This is a genomic window from Klebsiella sp. CN_Kp097 (assembly GCF_040064495.1).
Lineage (GTDB): Bacteria > Pseudomonadota > Gammaproteobacteria > Enterobacterales > Enterobacteriaceae > Klebsiella > Klebsiella aerogenes.
The window spans coordinates 1-14,699 of record NZ_JBEAIL010000004.1 but is presented as its reverse complement, the minus strand read 5'-3'; the positions used below and the strand labels follow the sequence as shown (position 1 = coordinate 14,699).

13 protein-coding genes and 1 riboswitch are annotated in these 14,699 nt (G+C 56.3%); of the genes, 6 read left to right on the top strand and 7 right to left on the bottom strand.

All coding sequences use genetic code 11. From position 1 onward, the window contains the following. Nucleotides 1–116 precede the first annotated feature (116 nt). Nucleotides 117–1,016, top strand: a complete 900-nt coding sequence (locus ABLV07_RS05715) for a LysR family transcriptional regulator (RefSeq protein WP_015365754.1) — start codon at nucleotides 117–119, stop codon at nucleotides 1,014–1,016. Here ABLV07_RS05715 and ABLV07_RS05710 read toward each other — a convergent pair. Both ABLV07_RS05710 and ABLV07_RS05705 read right to left on the bottom strand, forming a co-directional pair. After that, a complete protein-coding gene (locus ABLV07_RS05710; protein WP_032708742.1) occupies nucleotides 1,006–2,349 on the bottom strand; it encodes an NCS2 family permease in 1,344 nt (447 codons plus the stop codon). The two genes, ABLV07_RS05715 and ABLV07_RS05710, sit on opposite strands and share 11 nt — an antisense overlap. Nucleotides 2,350–2,351: 2 nt before the next feature. Next, nucleotides 2,352–4,163 carry an adenine deaminase C-terminal domain-containing protein gene (locus ABLV07_RS05705; protein ID WP_042893808.1) on the bottom strand — a complete coding sequence of 604 codons (1,812 nt, stop codon included), beginning with the start codon at nucleotides 4,161–4,163 and terminating at the stop codon, nucleotides 2,352–2,354. Nucleotides 4,164–4,287: 124 nt separating this feature from the next. Here ABLV07_RS05705 and ABLV07_RS05700 point away from each other — a divergent pair, with 124 nt between their 5' ends. Continuing rightward, nucleotides 4,288–5,199: a LysR family transcriptional regulator gene (locus ABLV07_RS05700; RefSeq protein WP_032712026.1), complete on the top strand. Its 912-nt coding sequence runs from the start codon at nucleotides 4,288–4,290 to the stop codon at nucleotides 5,197–5,199. Here the strand turns inward: ABLV07_RS05700 and ABLV07_RS05695 are convergent. Together ABLV07_RS05695 and ABLV07_RS05690 are read right to left on the bottom strand one after the other, a co-directional pair. After that, entirely contained in the window at nucleotides 5,196–5,618 is a 423-nt protein-coding gene (locus ABLV07_RS05695) for a universal stress protein (RefSeq protein WP_032712025.1), read from the bottom strand. The genes ABLV07_RS05700 and ABLV07_RS05695 overlap by 4 nt on opposite strands. A gap of 141 nt (nucleotides 5,619–5,759) precedes the next feature. After that, nucleotides 5,760–7,736 (bottom strand): alkyl sulfatase dimerization domain-containing protein, encoded by a 1,977-nt coding sequence (locus ABLV07_RS05690; protein ID WP_042893807.1) that lies wholly within the window; start codon nucleotides 7,734–7,736, stop codon nucleotides 5,760–5,762. A 215-nt stretch (nucleotides 7,737–7,951) separates the two neighbouring features. Here ABLV07_RS05690 and ABLV07_RS05685 point away from each other — a divergent pair, with 215 nt between their 5' ends. Beyond that, complete coding sequence (locus tag ABLV07_RS05685; RefSeq protein ID WP_020078313.1) at nucleotides 7,952–8,587, top strand: helix-turn-helix domain-containing protein; 636 nt, start codon at nucleotides 7,952–7,954, stop codon at nucleotides 8,585–8,587. 45 nt (nucleotides 8,588–8,632) lie between these two features. On the opposite strand, the gene ABLV07_RS05680 is transcribed toward ABLV07_RS05685, so the two are convergent. Then, nucleotides 8,633–10,609 (bottom strand): alkyl sulfatase dimerization domain-containing protein, encoded by a 1,977-nt coding sequence (locus tag ABLV07_RS05680; protein WP_348853356.1) that lies wholly within the window; start codon nucleotides 10,607–10,609, stop codon nucleotides 8,633–8,635. A 283-nt stretch (nucleotides 10,610–10,892) separates the two neighbouring features. Next, complete coding sequence (locus ABLV07_RS05675) at nucleotides 10,893–11,318, bottom strand: hypothetical protein (protein WP_348853357.1); 426 nt, start codon at nucleotides 11,316–11,318, stop codon at nucleotides 10,893–10,895. A 291-nt stretch (nucleotides 11,319–11,609) separates the two neighbouring features. After that, a riboswitch (TPP riboswitch) is annotated at nucleotides 11,610–11,706 on the top strand. 34 nt (nucleotides 11,707–11,740) lie between these two features. Between ABLV07_RS05675 and thiM the strand changes: the two genes are divergently transcribed. The 3 genes from thiM (at nucleotide 11,741) to fbaB (ending at nucleotide 14,512) form a co-directional block, all read left to right on the top strand. Further along, entirely contained in the window at nucleotides 11,741–12,514 is a 774-nt protein-coding gene (thiM, locus tag ABLV07_RS05670) for a hydroxyethylthiazole kinase (RefSeq protein ID WP_015365766.1), read from the top strand. After that, a complete protein-coding gene (gene thiD, locus ABLV07_RS05665) occupies nucleotides 12,511–13,311 on the top strand; it encodes a bifunctional hydroxymethylpyrimidine kinase/phosphomethylpyrimidine kinase (protein ID WP_015365767.1) in 801 nt (266 codons plus the stop codon). Before thiM ends, thiD begins: the two co-directional genes overlap by 4 nt. Nucleotides 13,312–13,459: 148 nt before the next feature. Then, on the top strand, nucleotides 13,460–14,512 hold the full coding sequence (gene fbaB, locus ABLV07_RS05660) for a class I fructose-bisphosphate aldolase (RefSeq protein ID WP_015365768.1): 1,053 nt from the start codon (nucleotides 13,460–13,462) through the stop codon (nucleotides 14,510–14,512). A 62-nt stretch (nucleotides 14,513–14,574) separates the two neighbouring features. On the opposite strand, the gene ABLV07_RS05655 is transcribed toward fbaB, so the two are convergent. Next, a partial coding sequence (locus tag ABLV07_RS05655) for a hypothetical protein (RefSeq protein WP_348853358.1) occupies nucleotides 14,575–14,699 on the bottom strand: 125 nt, incomplete at its 5' end.

The following is a 14,699-nucleotide window of genomic DNA, read 5'->3' as shown; positions in this document are numbered from 1 at the left end:
GCAAGCACTGGTTTTTTAAAAAGTGTAAGCAAAACACGGCTGAAGTCTTGTCCCGCTTGCGTTGTTAGGCGGTAAATCGCTATTTTGGGAGCATTCTGAAGCAGGGGAGAATTGGCATGTTCAGGCTGGAAGATCTGACCTTATTTGTCCGCGCGGCGGCGTTAGGCAGTTTTAGCGAGGCGGCGCGGGAGGCGGGGCAGCAGCCAGCGCAGGTCAGCGCGGCGATCAAACGCCTGGAGACGACGCTCAACATTCGTCTTTTTGCCCGTTCGACCCGTAGCCTGCGCCTGACCCCGGAGGGCGAAACCTGGCTGCCCTACGCCACCCAGATGCTTGATACCCTTCAGGCCGGGCTACAGAAAATTCAGGCGCCGGGGGATGAAGTCCGCGGCACGCTGCAAATCGCCGTGCCATCCGATCTTGGACGTAACCTGCTGCTCAAGGTGTTTTGCGCTTTTCGCGAACGTCACCCGGCGCTGCGCCTGCGGCTGCACTTTTCCGATCATCTGACCGACGTGTTTAAAGATCCGGTGGATGTCGCTTTTCGCTACGGCTACCACGAAGACGCTTCGTTTATCTCGCTGCCCGTCGCGCCGGAAAACCGTCGGGTGTTGGTGGCTTCACCGCAGTGGGTTGCCCGCCACGGTCAAATCAGTAGTCTGGAGGAGTTATCCCGGCACAGCGCGCTGTTGTACGTATTACGCGGCCGCCCTTTTGACCGCTGGCCGCTGATTTCAGGTAATGAAGTGCATACCGTGGAGATGAACGGCGCGATTATGAGCGATGATGCGGAGGTGATCCGTCGGCTGGCGGTAGCCGGGGAGGGGATCGCTTATAAATCGTTTCTTGATGTCAGCGACGACCTGCGGGAAGGGCGTCTGGTGCGGTTGCTGCCGGACTTTCAGGGCGATTTAACGCCGCTGAACATGATTTGTCCGCACCGCAAACAGCTCTCTGCCGCGGTGCGTTTGTTATATCAAGAGGTGAAATCACATTGTGAAGCGCTTAGTGCTTAACTAAGGTCGCGAAGTAATAGATTAGCGGGATCGCCAGCACCCACAGGCCAATCGGAATTTCACGCCACTTACCGGCGATCGCTTTGATGACAATATAAAACAGCAGCCCACCGGCAATACCGGTGCCGAAGCTGTTGGCGATTAGCGTAATCATCACCATCATTAACACCGGCAGTCCGTCGGTAAAGTTCCCCAGATCGACTTTGCGCAGGCCGCTAAACATGTTCAGGCCTATCAAAATTAACGCCGGCGCGGTGGCCTCTTTAGGGATCATGAGCGCCACCGGCGTAAACAGCAACATCAGCAGGAACATCACCGCCGCCGCCAGCGCGGTGAGGCCGGTCTTGCCGCCGGCTTCCGCTGCCGCGGATGATTCAATCAGCGCCGTGGCCGCCGGAATACCGACCCACGGGCCCAGCGCGGCGGCAATCGAATCGACCATAAACGGGCGATTAATCTGCGGCATGTTGCCTTCTTCATCCAGTAAGCCCGCCTCGCCGCCGACCGCCAGCGTCGTACCCATGGTCGAGAAAAACTCGGACGCGAAAAAGACGAACAGGAATGGCAGGAAGGCGATATTTAATGCCCCCAACAGATCGATTTGCCCGAACACCGGAGCCAGCGAGTGAGGAACATCAATAAAGCTGCCCGGTAGCTTTGTTACGCCGAATGGAATACCCACCAGGGTGGCGAAAAGAATGGCCCACAATATCGCGCCTGGCACTTTACGCGCCTGTAGCGCTATCGCCAGAAACAGGCCGCACAGCGCCACCAGCGCGCCGGGGGCAAGAAAATCACCGAGCATCAGGGCGTTGGTTTTGGCATTCGCCAGCACCAGCCCGGCATTGCGAAAGCCGAGCACCGCAACGAATAACCCGATCGAGGCCGTGAGTCCCAGCTTAATTGACTGCGGTACCGAGCGGGTGACCACTTCGCGCAGGCCGAATTGGGTCAACAGGAAGAAGAGGATCCCCGACCAGCAGGCAATCCCGAGGCCTATCTGCCAGCCAATACCTTCGCTGCCCGCCAGCGTCACCCCCACCAGTACCGAGCCGCCAATGCCCGGACCGACGATAAACGGCAGGTTGGCATAAAACGCCATTAATAACGAACCGGCGACAAAGACCAGGATGGTGCCGGTGGTGGCGGCGCCTTTATCCATTCCGCCAATCGCCAGCAGTCCTGGAATAACCACCAGTAAATAGGCGGCGGCGAGAAAGCCGGTGATCCCGGCCAGGCATTCGGTGCGTAGCGAACCGCCCCGTGAGTGCAGCGCAAAGCGGCGCTCCAGCCAGTGGCTACGGGCAGAAGTATGAAGTGTGTTATCGGCCATGCTCAGGCTCCCTGAGGATTATTGTTGTGATGAGTTGGCGCCGGAGTATCCCGGCAGGCTATCAACGGGTCAACTATCTGGCGACTGCCGCCGTCGGTGAGACCCAAATCGGTTAGATGCGGCCCGGCATTACAGGCGAGGCAGGTGCCTTCAATCGCTTTAAATACCCGGTATGGCGGCTCCCAGTCGGCGACTTTACTGCTTAAATCTCGCAGCTCGCGGAACTGCCGCGCCAGCTCGGCGGCGGGAAGATCGGAGAGCATTCCGGCAATCGGCATCGCCACATGGGCCAGGATCTCGCCCTGTTGCGCCAGCGCCATTCCGCCGCCGGAAGCGATCAACTGATTTGCCGCCAGCGCCATATCATTCGCATCGCGCCCGAGCACCACCAGGTTATGTGAGTCATGCGAGTAGCTGGTGGCAATGGCGCCACGCAGCTCGCCCCAGCCTTCGAGCAGGGCGATTTGCGGCGTTGCCTGATGGCGGCCATGGCGGTGCTTCACCCAAATCAGGCTAAAGCCCGCGGGCAGTTGTACTTCGCCGTCGCGGATCTGTACTTCTACTTCACCCCATTTCGTGAAGCGCGCGCCGCTGATGTGGCGCAGGCGGGCGACACCATGGCGAATGCCCTTAATTCGCAGAATAAAGTCTTCTGCATCGAGGGGGGCTAACTGCAGAGTATCACGCGGTGGCGTCACGCCGGGCGCGGCGGCAAGGGGGGTTAGCAGGCAGCCGTTACGAGCGATAAGTTTGCCGCCGACATAGACCTCCTGAGCCTCGAGTTTCTCCAGCGAATCAAACACCACCAGATCCGCGCGTCGCCCCGCGGCAATCAGCCCAAGATCGTTGCGCTGCAGGCGAATAGCGGCATTAAGGGTGGCGAAACGCAGCACATCGACCGTTGGTAAACCATGTTCAATCAACAGGTTGAGCAGGGCGATAATGCCGCCTTTCTCCAGCAGCATATCCGGCGGTACGTCATCGGTGCAGACGGTGATTTGCGAGGAGAGATGCGGCAGCGTTTTTAACGCCGTAACGATCTCTGGCAGTAGATAGGGGTGCGAGCCGCGAATTTCGATAGTCAGCCCGGCGCGCAGTTTTTCCAGCGCATCGGCCGCTGAAGTCAGTTCGTGATCCGAGGTGACGCCGGCGGCGAGATACGCCTGCAAATCGGCGCCGCTGAGCCCACGGGCATGGCCCTCAATCAGTTTGCCGCTGTTAAGCCCGGCCTGGACAATCTCCTGCATCCGTTCGCTACCGTTCAGCACGCCATGCATATCCATCACTTCCGCCACGCCGCGTACTTCCGGCCAGCCGAGCATGGTTTCCATTTCAGCACCGGCGAAATCAGCGCCGGACATTTCGAGACCTGGCGTAGAGGGGACGCTGGATGGCGCGGCCACCATCACCTGTAGCGGCAGGTGGCGACTGGCATCAACCGCGTAGCGCACGCCATCGACGCCGAGCACGTTTGCCAGCTCATGCGGGTCCCAGAACACCGCGGTGGTACCCTGCGTCAGGACGATTTCGGCATAGCGCTCGGGCGGTAGATGCGAACTTTCAAGGTGTACGTGGGTGTCCATCAAGCCAGGCGACAGATAGCCGCCCTGCAGCGAGCGCACTTCATGGGCGTCGGCGCGGCTGCCGCGCGGATGCACGCTGGCAATCATGTCGCCAACGATGCCAACGTCGGCGTCGCGGATTTCGCCAGTGGCCATATCGACGATCTGCGCATCGACGAGCAACAGATCAAACGGGGATTCGCCGCGTGCGGCCTGCACCGCGCGACGACGGACTTCAGCATTGCTGGACATAACAACTCCACCACAAGGATAATGCGGATACTCTAGGGGCACAGCAAACGTTTGCCCAGATGAATAAATTTATCGCCCGATAAGCTCGGGTTATTGTGTATGACCATTGGTAGCGAACCTGACAATGAACGAACCCTGGCAACGTTTGCCCGCGCTCTCGCTGAAGCAGCTGCAGTATTTTGTGACCCTGGCTCAGTTGCGCCATTTTACCGATACCGCCAATCGGCTGGCGATTAGCCAACCGGCGCTCAGCAGCGCGCTGCGGCAGATTGAAACCGTGATCGGCGGCAAGCTGGTCAATCGTACCGCCTCGGCGGTGACCCTGACGGAACTGGGGTCGGCGATTTTACCCCATGCCCAGCGGATACTGAGCGTGGCCCAGGCTTCTTTTTTTGATATGCAGCAGATTGTGGAAGCGGGCGGCGATGGCACGGTGCGGATCGGGCTGGTGCCGTCGGTGAGCTCACTGCTGTTTCCGCTGCTGCCGCAAACCCTGGCGCAAGCCTTTCCGCGTCTGCGCATTGAATTTCATGACCAGACCAACGATGCGTTAATGCGGGCGCTGCAAAGCGGTGAGATTGATTTTGGTATCGGCGCGATCGACAGTTCGCTACCAGCTGAGCTACTGGTTTATCCACTGCGCGAGGATCCGTTCGTGGCGGTACTGCACCGCGACGATCCGCTCGCTGCACAGCCAAATTTACCGTGGAAGCAGTTGGTAGGCCGTGATATTGCCGTTTTCTCAAAGGGGAATATTCAGCGGCTAGTGGCGGCGCTGGTGGAAAGCCAACGTTTGACCTTAACGACGCGTTACCAGGTAGACTATATCGAAACCCTTTATGGGCTGGTACGTTCGCGGCTGGCGGTGGCCATTCTCCCGGCGCTGTATACGACCTATTTGCACGATCCGGCGTTAAAGGTGGCGCAACTGCAGCAGCCGGCGCTCACGCGGACGGTGGCCCTAATGCGTGGGCCGCAGGCGCTTGCACCGTTAATCGAAGAGTGTTTTTCTCTGTTACAGTCCGCATTGCGCTAGGGCAGGTGTTTTATCAGTACGTCCACCGTCAAATGGTTGATGTACTCCAGCGAGTGCGAGGACAGCACCCCCAGTAGCCGGTTATGGTGTCCGGCGATAATTAAATCGATATGGCGTTGTTGTACGCACTCTTCGACATCAGCAAAACGGCGGGTCGTCACCAGCGATAGCGTCTGTACCGGCAGGGCGACGGTCGTCGCCAGCTCGTTGAGCAGGGCTTTGGCCTGAATGACCTCTTGCGATACTTCATCATTCTGCAGGCTGTCGGATACGTAATTAAGCGCCCGGTAGTCGGTGCTGATGTGGGCGATGGTAATCCGCATCCCGTTTTCCTGCGCCATCCTGGCGGCGTGTTGTAGCAACGGAATACCATCAAGGCTGCTATTAATCAGTACCAGCGCATGGTGATAAACGGTCATATATACCTCCGCGCAATTAAACAGTCCTGAACTTATTTTGAGCCTGCGGCGAGGGGAACGCAAACCAGAACATGCGTGGCCAACGGATAAAAAAATCCCCCGCGGCCAGAAAGGGCGCGAGGGAGATTCAGCGATTATCGCTTACGGGGTGACAATGTTGAACCAGAATTCAAATTTGTCCATGTAGCTCAGCATTTCATCGAGCTTAGCGCCATTGCCGCTAATCTTGACGTCGCCCTTATCTTCAGCCTGCTTCAGCGTTTCCTGTTTCAAAATGATTTTGTTCAGGGTATCGCGGTTCAGAGTAATACTGGCGTCAGCGTTGTCTGCTACCGCATTAGCGGTGTGGTTAAGCACGCCATTTTCCAGTTCCAGCTTGTACTTACCGCCATCTTTACCAAGATCGATGTTGAAGACCGCTTTTGCCGCGCCGGCTTTCTGGCCGTTGATATGTACGCCCAGGTAGTCGAAGAACATCTCCGGAGTCATTGCACGAACGGTATCCGGGCTGGCGGTGTTAGGCGTCGGGAGCTTCTGTACGCCGTTACGCAGTTCCTGCGCGCCGGTCAGGTAGAAGTTGCGCCAGGTACCGGCTTCCGCCTGGTAGCCTAACTGCTCCAGGGCATCCGCTTCGAGGTTACGCGCATCGGCATTCTGCGGGTCGGCGAAGACGATTTTACTGGTCACCTGCGCCACCCAGCGGTAGTTCCCCTGCTGATAGTCGGCTTTGGCTTTCTGCATGATGGCATCGGCGCCGCCCATGTATTCAACGAACTTCTTCGCAGCCTGTTGCGGCGGCAGCTCGTCGAGGGTCGCCGGGTTGCCATCGAACCAGCCGAGGTAGTAAACGTAAGTCGCTTTCACATCGTGGCTGACGGAGCCGTAGTAACCGCGGCTTGACCACTGTTTTTCCAGCGATTCCGGTAGCTTGAAGTTAGCGGCGATTTCATCGCGGGTCAGGCCTTCGTTGGCCATACGCAGGGTCTGGTCGTTGATGTAGCGATACATGTCGCGCTGACCTTTCATCAGCTTGATAATGTTGTCATTACCCCAGGTTGGCCAGTGGTGCTGAGCGATAATGACTTCAGCATCGTTGCCCCAGCGGTCGATAGCGGCGTTAATATATTTTGACCAGGCCAGCGGATCGCGGATCTTCGCGCCGCGTAGCGAGTAAGTGTTGTGCAGGGTATGGGTAACATCCTCTGCCGCTTCAATCATTTTCTTCTCTTTGACATACCACAGCATTTCCGACGGTGCTTCGGAACCTGGCGCCATCATGAAGTCGTAGGTCAGGCCATCAATCACTTCCTGCTGGCCGGTTTTAGTGATGTAGTTGGTCGGCTGGAGCAGCGTCACGGTACCCGCAGAGGTGGTGGTGCCAAGACCAGCTCCGACCTGGCCTTTGGCGTCAGGCTTCAACAGGTTGCCGTACATATAGCTGGCGCGACGACTCATCGCGGTACCGGCCATAATGTTCTCGGAAACCGCTTCTTCCATGAATCCGGCCGGGGCGTAGATTTTTACTTTGCCAGCCTTCACGTCGGCTTCATCAACCACGCCGCGGATGCCGCCGTAGTGGTCAACATGGCTGTGGGTGAACAGGACGGCGACAACCGGCTTTTTACCGCGGTTGGCGTAGTAGAGATCCATCGCTTCTTTCGCCGGCTCGGCGCTCAGCAGCGGGTCGATAACGGTGATCCCTTTCTCGCCTTCGATGATGGTCATGTTGGAGAGATCGAGATTACGGATCTGATAAACACCGTCGGTGACTTTAAACAGGCCGCCGATATTAATCAGCTGTGACTGGCGCCACAGGCTCGGGTTAACGGTATCCGGGGCTTTTTCACCTTCTTTGACGAAGTCATATTTTGCCGGGTTCCAGATAACGTTGCCTTGCTCGCCTTTAATCATGGCCTGCGGCAGCGCGGCGATAAAACCTTTATGCGCGTTATCGAAATCAGTTTTATCGGCAAACGGCAGTTTGTTGTACAGCGCGTTATTTGCCTGCTGAGTTGCCGGGGTGGCGTCCTGCTGCTGGGCGGCAGCGAAGGCGGAAAGCGACAGCGAAGTTAAAACACCGGCCAGAGCCAGATGTTTAGCGATCTGATTTAATTTCATTGCATGGCCTCTTAGATTATTTGTTCCGCTATCAATGTTTAATATCAGCGGATAATTCAAATGCGGACTAATTACTGGCCATTTTAAAGCGAATACTTTGCGTTGATAGTCCCATATGGGACTGGTCATTATCAAAGAAATAATCACCCTCGAATCTGCTATCACTTCGCTGCTATACTCGATACCACAGCAGACTGCGCAGCAAGGGGCATAGCGTGAATTTTCAGGATATCCATAGCTATTATCAGCAACTCAACATTGATGCCTTTTTTCCGCAAATAATTGCGCAAGGGGAAGCCCTGACGGTTGCGGCTAATAAAAAATTAGCAATTCAGCCAGGATATATTTATTTTTGCACTGAAGGTTCGCTGTCAATATTAATGCCGGATAGTGGCCTTCATATTGGTAATTCCATTGAGTATATGCCGATAGGGCTTATGGAAAGGTACTGCCCGCTGGCGAAGTTTGAATATATCGGCAGCGCAGCGGTGAAGCTGGTTAAAGTCACTTATGATGTCTTTGACCAAATCTTTTTACACGGCGGCCCTGAACGCGTGCAGGAGCTGGCGACCATTCTGACCTATATGTCGATTTTTACTATCGATCTTCATAACGAACGCCGGCAGATGACCAGCTATCAGACCATCAGGCCGATGCTGTTTCGTTATCTTTATCGCCAGAGTACCCATCAGGGGGAAAACGAAGGCCTGGCGCTGTTTATTATCAAGCGTACTAATCTGTCGCGCACGCATGTTTTTCGGGTGCTGGCGGATTTGAAAGCCGGGGGCTATATCACGATGAAGCGCGGCAAACTGATTTCTATCGACCGACCATTGCCGGAAGCCTACTAGCAGAGAGGGAAAACTCCCACGACCGATCGCCGCGGGAACAGGACATTATGGCGTAACGATGTCGAACCAGAATTCGAACTTGTCCATATAGCCCAGCATTTCATTGAGCTTATCGGCGTTACCGGTGATTTTCGCGTCGCCGTTATCGACGGCCTGCTTCAGCGTTTCCTCTTTGAGGATGATCTTATTCAGGGTGGCGCGGTTGAGGGCGATAGTGGTATCGGCATCTTTCGCTTCCGCATTGGCGGTATGGTTCAGTACGCCGTTTTCCAGCTCCAGCTTATACTTGCCGCCGTCGCTGCCGAGATCGATATTAAAGACCGATTTCGCGTTACCCGCTTTTTCGCCGTTGATATGTACCGCCAGATAGTCGAAGAACATTTCTGGTGTCATTGCGCGCACGGTATCCGGGCTGGCGGTGTTCGGGGTAGGACCTTTCACCACGCCGTTACGCAACTCCTGCGCGCCGGTGAGGTAGAAGTTACGCCACGGGCCGGATTCTGCCTGGTAGCCTAACTGTTCAAGGGCATCAGCTTCCAGATTACGCGCATCCTGGTTTTTCGGATCGGCGAAGACGATTTTACTGACCACCTGAGCTACCCAACGATAGTTACCCTGGTCGTAATCCTCTTTCGCTTTCTTCATGATGGCATCGGCGCCGCCCATGTAATCGACGAATTTCTTCGCCGCTTTTTCCGGCGGCAGTTCGTCGAGGGTGGCCGGGTTGCCGTCGAACCAGCCGAGATACAGCACGTAGGTGGCTTTCACGTCGTGGCTAACAGAGCCGTAGTAACCGCGGTTGGCCCAGGTGTTGGCAAGGCTATCCGGCAGTTTGAATTTAGCGGCAATTTCATCGCGGGTCAGCCCTTCGTTAGCCATGCGCAGGGTCTGGTCGTTAATGTAACGGTACAGGTCACGCTGGCTCTTCAGCAGGTTGACCACGTTGTCGTTGCCCCAGGTCGGCCAGTGGTGCTGAGCCATAATAATCTCGGCCTTGTCGCCCCAGCGTACGATCGCTTCGTTGATGTACTTCGACCACGGTAGCGGTTCGCGGATTTTCGCACCGCGCAGCGAATAGGTGTTGTGCAGGGTGTGTGTTACGTCTTCCGCGGATTCAATCAGTTTTTTCTCTTCGATGAACCACAGCATTTCCGATGGCGCTTCTGAACCTGGCGCCAGCATAAAGTCATAGGTCAAACCGTCAATGACTTCTTTCTGGCCGTCTTTTTCAATGATATTGGTTGGGGCAATCAGGGTAACGGTACCCGCCGAGGTGGTGGTGCCCAGACCGGCGCCGACCTGTCCGGTGGCCGATGGTTTCAGCAGGTTGCCGTACATGTAGCTGGCGCGGCGGCTCATGACATTACCGGCCATGATGTTTTCTGCCACCGCCGCTTCCATAAAGCCGGACGGCGCGTAAATTTTCACTTTGCCGGATTTCACATCCGCTTCATCAACCACGCCGCGCACCCCGCCGTAGTGGTCAACGTGGCTGTGGGTATAGATAACGGCGACGACCGGTTTCTTACCGCGGTTTTTGTAATACAGGTCCATGCCCACTTTGGCGGTTTCTGCCGACACCAGCGGATCCACGACGGTAATGCCTTCTTTACCTTCGATGATGGTCATGTTGGAGAGATCAAGATTGCGGATCTGGTAGACGCCGTCGGTCACCTCAAACAGGCCGCTGATGTTAATCAGCTGCGACTGCCGCCACAGGCTCGGGTTGACGGTATCCGGGGCTTTTTCACCTTCTTTGATGAAGGAGTACTGTTGCGGATCCCATACTACGTTACCTTGTTCGCCTTTAATGATCTCGGTGGGCAGGGCGGCAATAAACCCTTTATGGGCGTTGGTGAAATCGGTGTTATCTGAGAAGGGGAGTTGGTTATAGAGAGCGTCGTTGGCTTGTTTGGTGGCAGCGGTCGCTTCTTTTGCGGCGACTTCCGCCCATGCTGACAAGCTGATCGATGACAGCAAGCCGGCAATGGCTAATCCTTTCACTATGGGGGTCAATTTCATTGGAATCCTCTTACCTTAATGGCGATTCACTCGTTAATTCCGATCTGACGTGGTGTTACAACTTGTAACGCTTTCTTGAACTATAACCAATTGTTTACATTGAGCAAGTTTGTGGTTACAAAAAAAATACATTAATTAAAAAACTACTCTATCGTAGGTAAAATGAGATTTATCCAATGGGATTAATGTCGCTTATTTAACTCGGCGTTTGACGTGTCGGCTACTGCGGAGAAGGGGAAAAAAGCGGCCCTTAGGCCGCTTTTAAATTGACAAGGAAGCGGCGCTATTTGGCGTAGCCTAAAAATTTACCGTCCTGCATGACGGCAATTTTTCCTGATTGGTAGATAATAAAAACGTATAAACCCTGAGAATAGGTTTTCGCGTCAGCATTGCTTTCGTCTAAGGCCGCGGGTTTGCCATCAACTGTCAGCCCGGTTGAGTTTGTGACCAGCTTCATACCATTGAAGATCTTCACTTTTTTGCTGGATTGCGCTTTCTGCACGGGATATAAAGCCTGTGCATTTTCCAGCGCCTGTTTCTCCGCTGCGGCGTTCACCGTAGCCTGTTTGTTTTGTTCCGCAATATAGCAGGCATCTTTACTGATCCCCTGTGCTTCGCACTCGTCCATACGCTGCGCCGGTGAACTGCAACCGGTCGCGATGGCTGCGCTGAGTGCCAGCAGCATCATCGAGACGTGTTTCACTTTCATCATTAACGACCTTATCGTAGATATTATTTTATGCATGCGACGAACATTCATGACAGCGGCGATCGCCCGCGAATCGTAGGTGTGCTTATTTCGTAACGCATAGTGACTATGTCGTAGAGTGATTAAGTAAAGTGTGATCTACATCAATCGCCGGACGGATAGCTAAAAAATAGTGTAATCGTTTACAGTGAGTGGCGACATGTGCATGTCAGGAACCCTTCTGGATACATCATTCCTGCTTGCATCAACGACGCCGTTCCCTTACGCTCTCCTCATTACAGATATTTTTGTAATCATGACTCGGGGTGCCCTTCTTTGTGAAGGCTGAGAAATACCCGTACCACCTGATCTGGATAATGCCAGCGTAGGGAAGTCAGAGACCGCATGGTCTGCGCTGCTTCCTCATCTGGCGGGAGCAAACCATGCATCAACCGCTAAATCCGGCGCATATCGCGCACCTGCAGCAGCTTTTCCGCACCTCTTCGCCGCTTGTTCACTGTATGACCAACGATGTGGTCCAGACTTTCACCGCTAACGTCCTGCTGGCTATTGGCGCCTCGCCGGCGATGGTGATTGATCCTACGGAAGCCGCGCAGTTTGCCGCCATTGCCGATGCGCTATTGATTAATGTCGGGACCTTAACCACTGAGCGCGCCAACGCGATGCGCGCGGCGGCGCAGAGCGCCCGCCAGGCGGGAAAACCCTGGACGCTGGATCCGGTTGCCGTCGGCGCGCTGACGCTACGCACTGATTTTTGTCGCGAATTACTGGAACTGCGGCCTGCGGCGATTCGCGGTAACGCCTCGGAAATCATGGCGCTGGCGGGGAGCAGCGGCGGCGGGCGCGGCGTGGACACGACCGATAGCGTAGCTGCGGCGTTACCCGCAGCCCAGGTGCTGGCGCGCAAGCTCAATACCGTGGTCGCGGTGACGGGCGAGGTGGATTACATCAGCGACGGTGAGCGCACGCTTGCCGTGAGCGGCGGTGATGTCCTGATGACGCGGGTGGTAGGGACCGGCTGCGCGTTATCCGCGGTTGTGGCGGCAAGCGCCGCGATGCCCGGCGATCGGCTGCAAAACGTGGCAGCCGCCTGCGGCCTGATGAAAATGGCGGGAGGTGAAGCGGCGCGACACGGCGGCCCCGGCAGTTTTATCCCGGCATTCCTCGACGCGTTATACGCGGAGGTGCCGGCATGAAGCGGATTAACGCCTTAACCATCGCCGGCACCGATCCCAGCGGCGGCGCCGGGATCCAGGCCGACCTCAAAACCTTCTCCGCACTCGGCGCTTACGGCTGCTCGGTGATCACCGCGCTGGTGGCGCAGAATACCCGCGGCGTGCAGTCGGTATACCGCATTGAGCCGGACTTCGTGGCGGCGCAGCTGGATTCGGTGTTTAGCGACGTGCGAATCGATACTACGAAAATCGGCATGCTGGCGGAAACCGATATCGTTGAAGCGGTGGCGGAACGTCTTGCTCGCTATCAAATTGCCAACGTGGTGTTGGATACCGTGATGCTGGCGAAAAGCGGCGATCCGCTGTTATCCCCTTCCGCCATTGCGACGCTGCGCCAGCGCCTGCTGCCGCACGTTTCACTGATCACCCCGAATTTGCCGGAGGCCGCGGCGCTGCTCGATGCGCCGCATGCGCAAAGCGAGCGCGAGATGCTGGAACAGGGCAGGGCGTTGTTGGCGCTAGGCTGCGGGGCGGTATTAATGAAGGGCGGACATCTGGACGACGCCGAAAGCCCGGACTGGCTGTTTACCCGCGAAGGCGAACAGCGCTTTACCGCGCCGCGCGTGCAGACCAAAAATACCCACGGTACCGGCTGTACGTTATCTGCCGCGCTGGCGGCGCTGCGTCCGCGCTATGCCGATTGGGGACAAACGGTCGCCGAAGCGAAGGGCTGGCTGTCGGCGGCGCTGGCGCAGGCCGATTCGCTGGAAGTGGGGCACGGTATCGGCCCGGTACATCATTTCCACGCCTGGTGGTAAATGGCAGTGAAACGAGACAGCAGAATCTACTGAAAAAACGCGCTCCCGGCTGGAAAATATGCTAACTCGGTACCAGGCTTAACCTGCCCAAAATTTTTGGGTTGGGATAAAACATGCTGGCTGCGGCCAGCACTTACGGGAGATAGCTATGACTGATATTACGCAGTTGCTTGGCAAAGATGCCGACAGCCTTTTACAGCACCGTTGTATGACTATTCCAGCCGATCAACTCTATTTACCGGGAGCGGATTACGTCGACCGGGTGATGGTGGATAACAACCGCCCGCCTGCGGTGCTGCGTAATATGCAGACCCTCTACAACACCGGGCGTCTGGCGGGAACGGGGTACCTCTCCATTCTGCCGGTCGACCAGGGCGTAGAGCACTCGGCGGGCGCGTCGTTCGCCGCCAACCCGCTCTACTTCGATCCGAAGAATATCGTGGAACTCGCCATCGAAGCCGGCTGTAACTGCGTGGCTTCTACCTATGGCGTACTGGCCTCGGTATCGCGCCGCTACGCGCACCGCATTCCATTCCTTGTTAAGCTCAACCATAACGAAACGCTGAGCTACCCGACCGAGTATGACCAGACTCTGTACGCCAGCGTCGAGCAGGCGTTCAACATGGGGGCGGTCGCCGTTGGCGCGACGATCTATTTCGGCTCCGAACAGTCGCGTCGGCAGATTGAAGAGATCTCCGCCGCCTTCGAGCGCGCGCACGAGCTCGGCCTGGTCACTGTGCTGTGGGCCTATCTGCGCAACCCGGCATTCAAAAAAGATGGCGTCGATTACCACGTTTCCGCTGACCTGACCGGCCAGGCCAACCATCTGGCCGCCACCATTGGCGCTGATATCGTGAAGCAGAAAATGGCCGAGAATAACGGCGGCTATAAGGCGGTGAACTTCGGTTATACCGACGATCGCGTCTACAGCAAGCTGACCAGCGATAACCCGATCGATCTGGTGCGCTATCAGCTGGCGAACTGCTACATGGGCCGCGCCGGGTTGATTAACTCCGGCGGTGCGGCGGGCGGCGAAACCGATCTTGCCGATGCGGTGCGCACGGCGGTGATCAATAAACGCGCCGGCGGCATGGGGCTGATCCTCGGTCGTAAAGCCTTTAAGAAATCGATGAGCGAAGGCGTGAAGCTGATCAATGCGGTGCAGGATGTCTATCTGGACGGCAAAGTCACCATCGCATAAGGCAAAAATCCGGGCGCGAGGCCCGGATTGGCTATTTTACTTACCCCGGTCTCCGGGGTTTTTTATGATTTTGCTGTGCTGACGTTCAGCGGTTCAGCCGCTTCGCTGGTAGCAAAACCAGGCTGCTCAACGCGAATAAACGGGCACAGACAAAACGCCAGCAGATAGAGCGCGGTATAGGCCACCA

Excerpts from the sequence above, each read along its gene's own strand:
- ABLV07_RS05690 (WP_042893807.1), bottom strand. The coding sequence starts at position 7,736 with ATGAAATTAAATCAGATCGCTAAACATCTGGCTCTGGCCGGTGTTTTA.
- thiM (WP_015365766.1), top strand. The coding sequence starts at position 11,741 with ATGCATCAACCGCTAAATCCGGCGCATATCGCGCACCTGCAGCAGCTT.
- ABLV07_RS05700 (WP_032712026.1), top strand. The coding sequence starts at position 4,288 with ATGAACGAACCCTGGCAACGTTTGCCCGCGCTCTCGCTGAAGCAGCTG.
- ABLV07_RS05680 (WP_348853356.1), bottom strand. The coding sequence starts at position 10,609 with ATGAAATTGACCCCCATAGTGAAAGGATTAGCCATTGCCGGCTTGCTG.
- ABLV07_RS05675 (WP_348853357.1), bottom strand. The coding sequence starts at position 11,318 with ATGAAAGTGAAACACGTCTCGATGATGCTGCTGGCACTCAGCGCAGCC.
- thiD (WP_015365767.1), top strand. The coding sequence starts at position 12,511 with ATGAAGCGGATTAACGCCTTAACCATCGCCGGCACCGATCCCAGCGGC.
- ABLV07_RS05705 (WP_042893808.1), bottom strand. The coding sequence starts at position 4,163 with ATGTCCAGCAATGCTGAAGTCCGTCGTCGCGCGGTGCAGGCCGCACGC.
- ABLV07_RS05710 (WP_032708742.1), bottom strand. The coding sequence starts at position 2,349 with ATGGCCGATAACACACTTCATACTTCTGCCCGTAGCCACTGGCTGGAG.
- ABLV07_RS05715 (WP_015365754.1), top strand. The coding sequence starts at position 117 with ATGTTCAGGCTGGAAGATCTGACCTTATTTGTCCGCGCGGCGGCGTTA.
- ABLV07_RS05695 (WP_032712025.1), bottom strand. The coding sequence starts at position 5,618 with ATGACCGTTTATCACCATGCGCTGGTACTGATTAATAGCAGCCTTGAT.
- fbaB (WP_015365768.1), top strand. The coding sequence starts at position 13,460 with ATGACTGATATTACGCAGTTGCTTGGCAAAGATGCCGACAGCCTTTTA.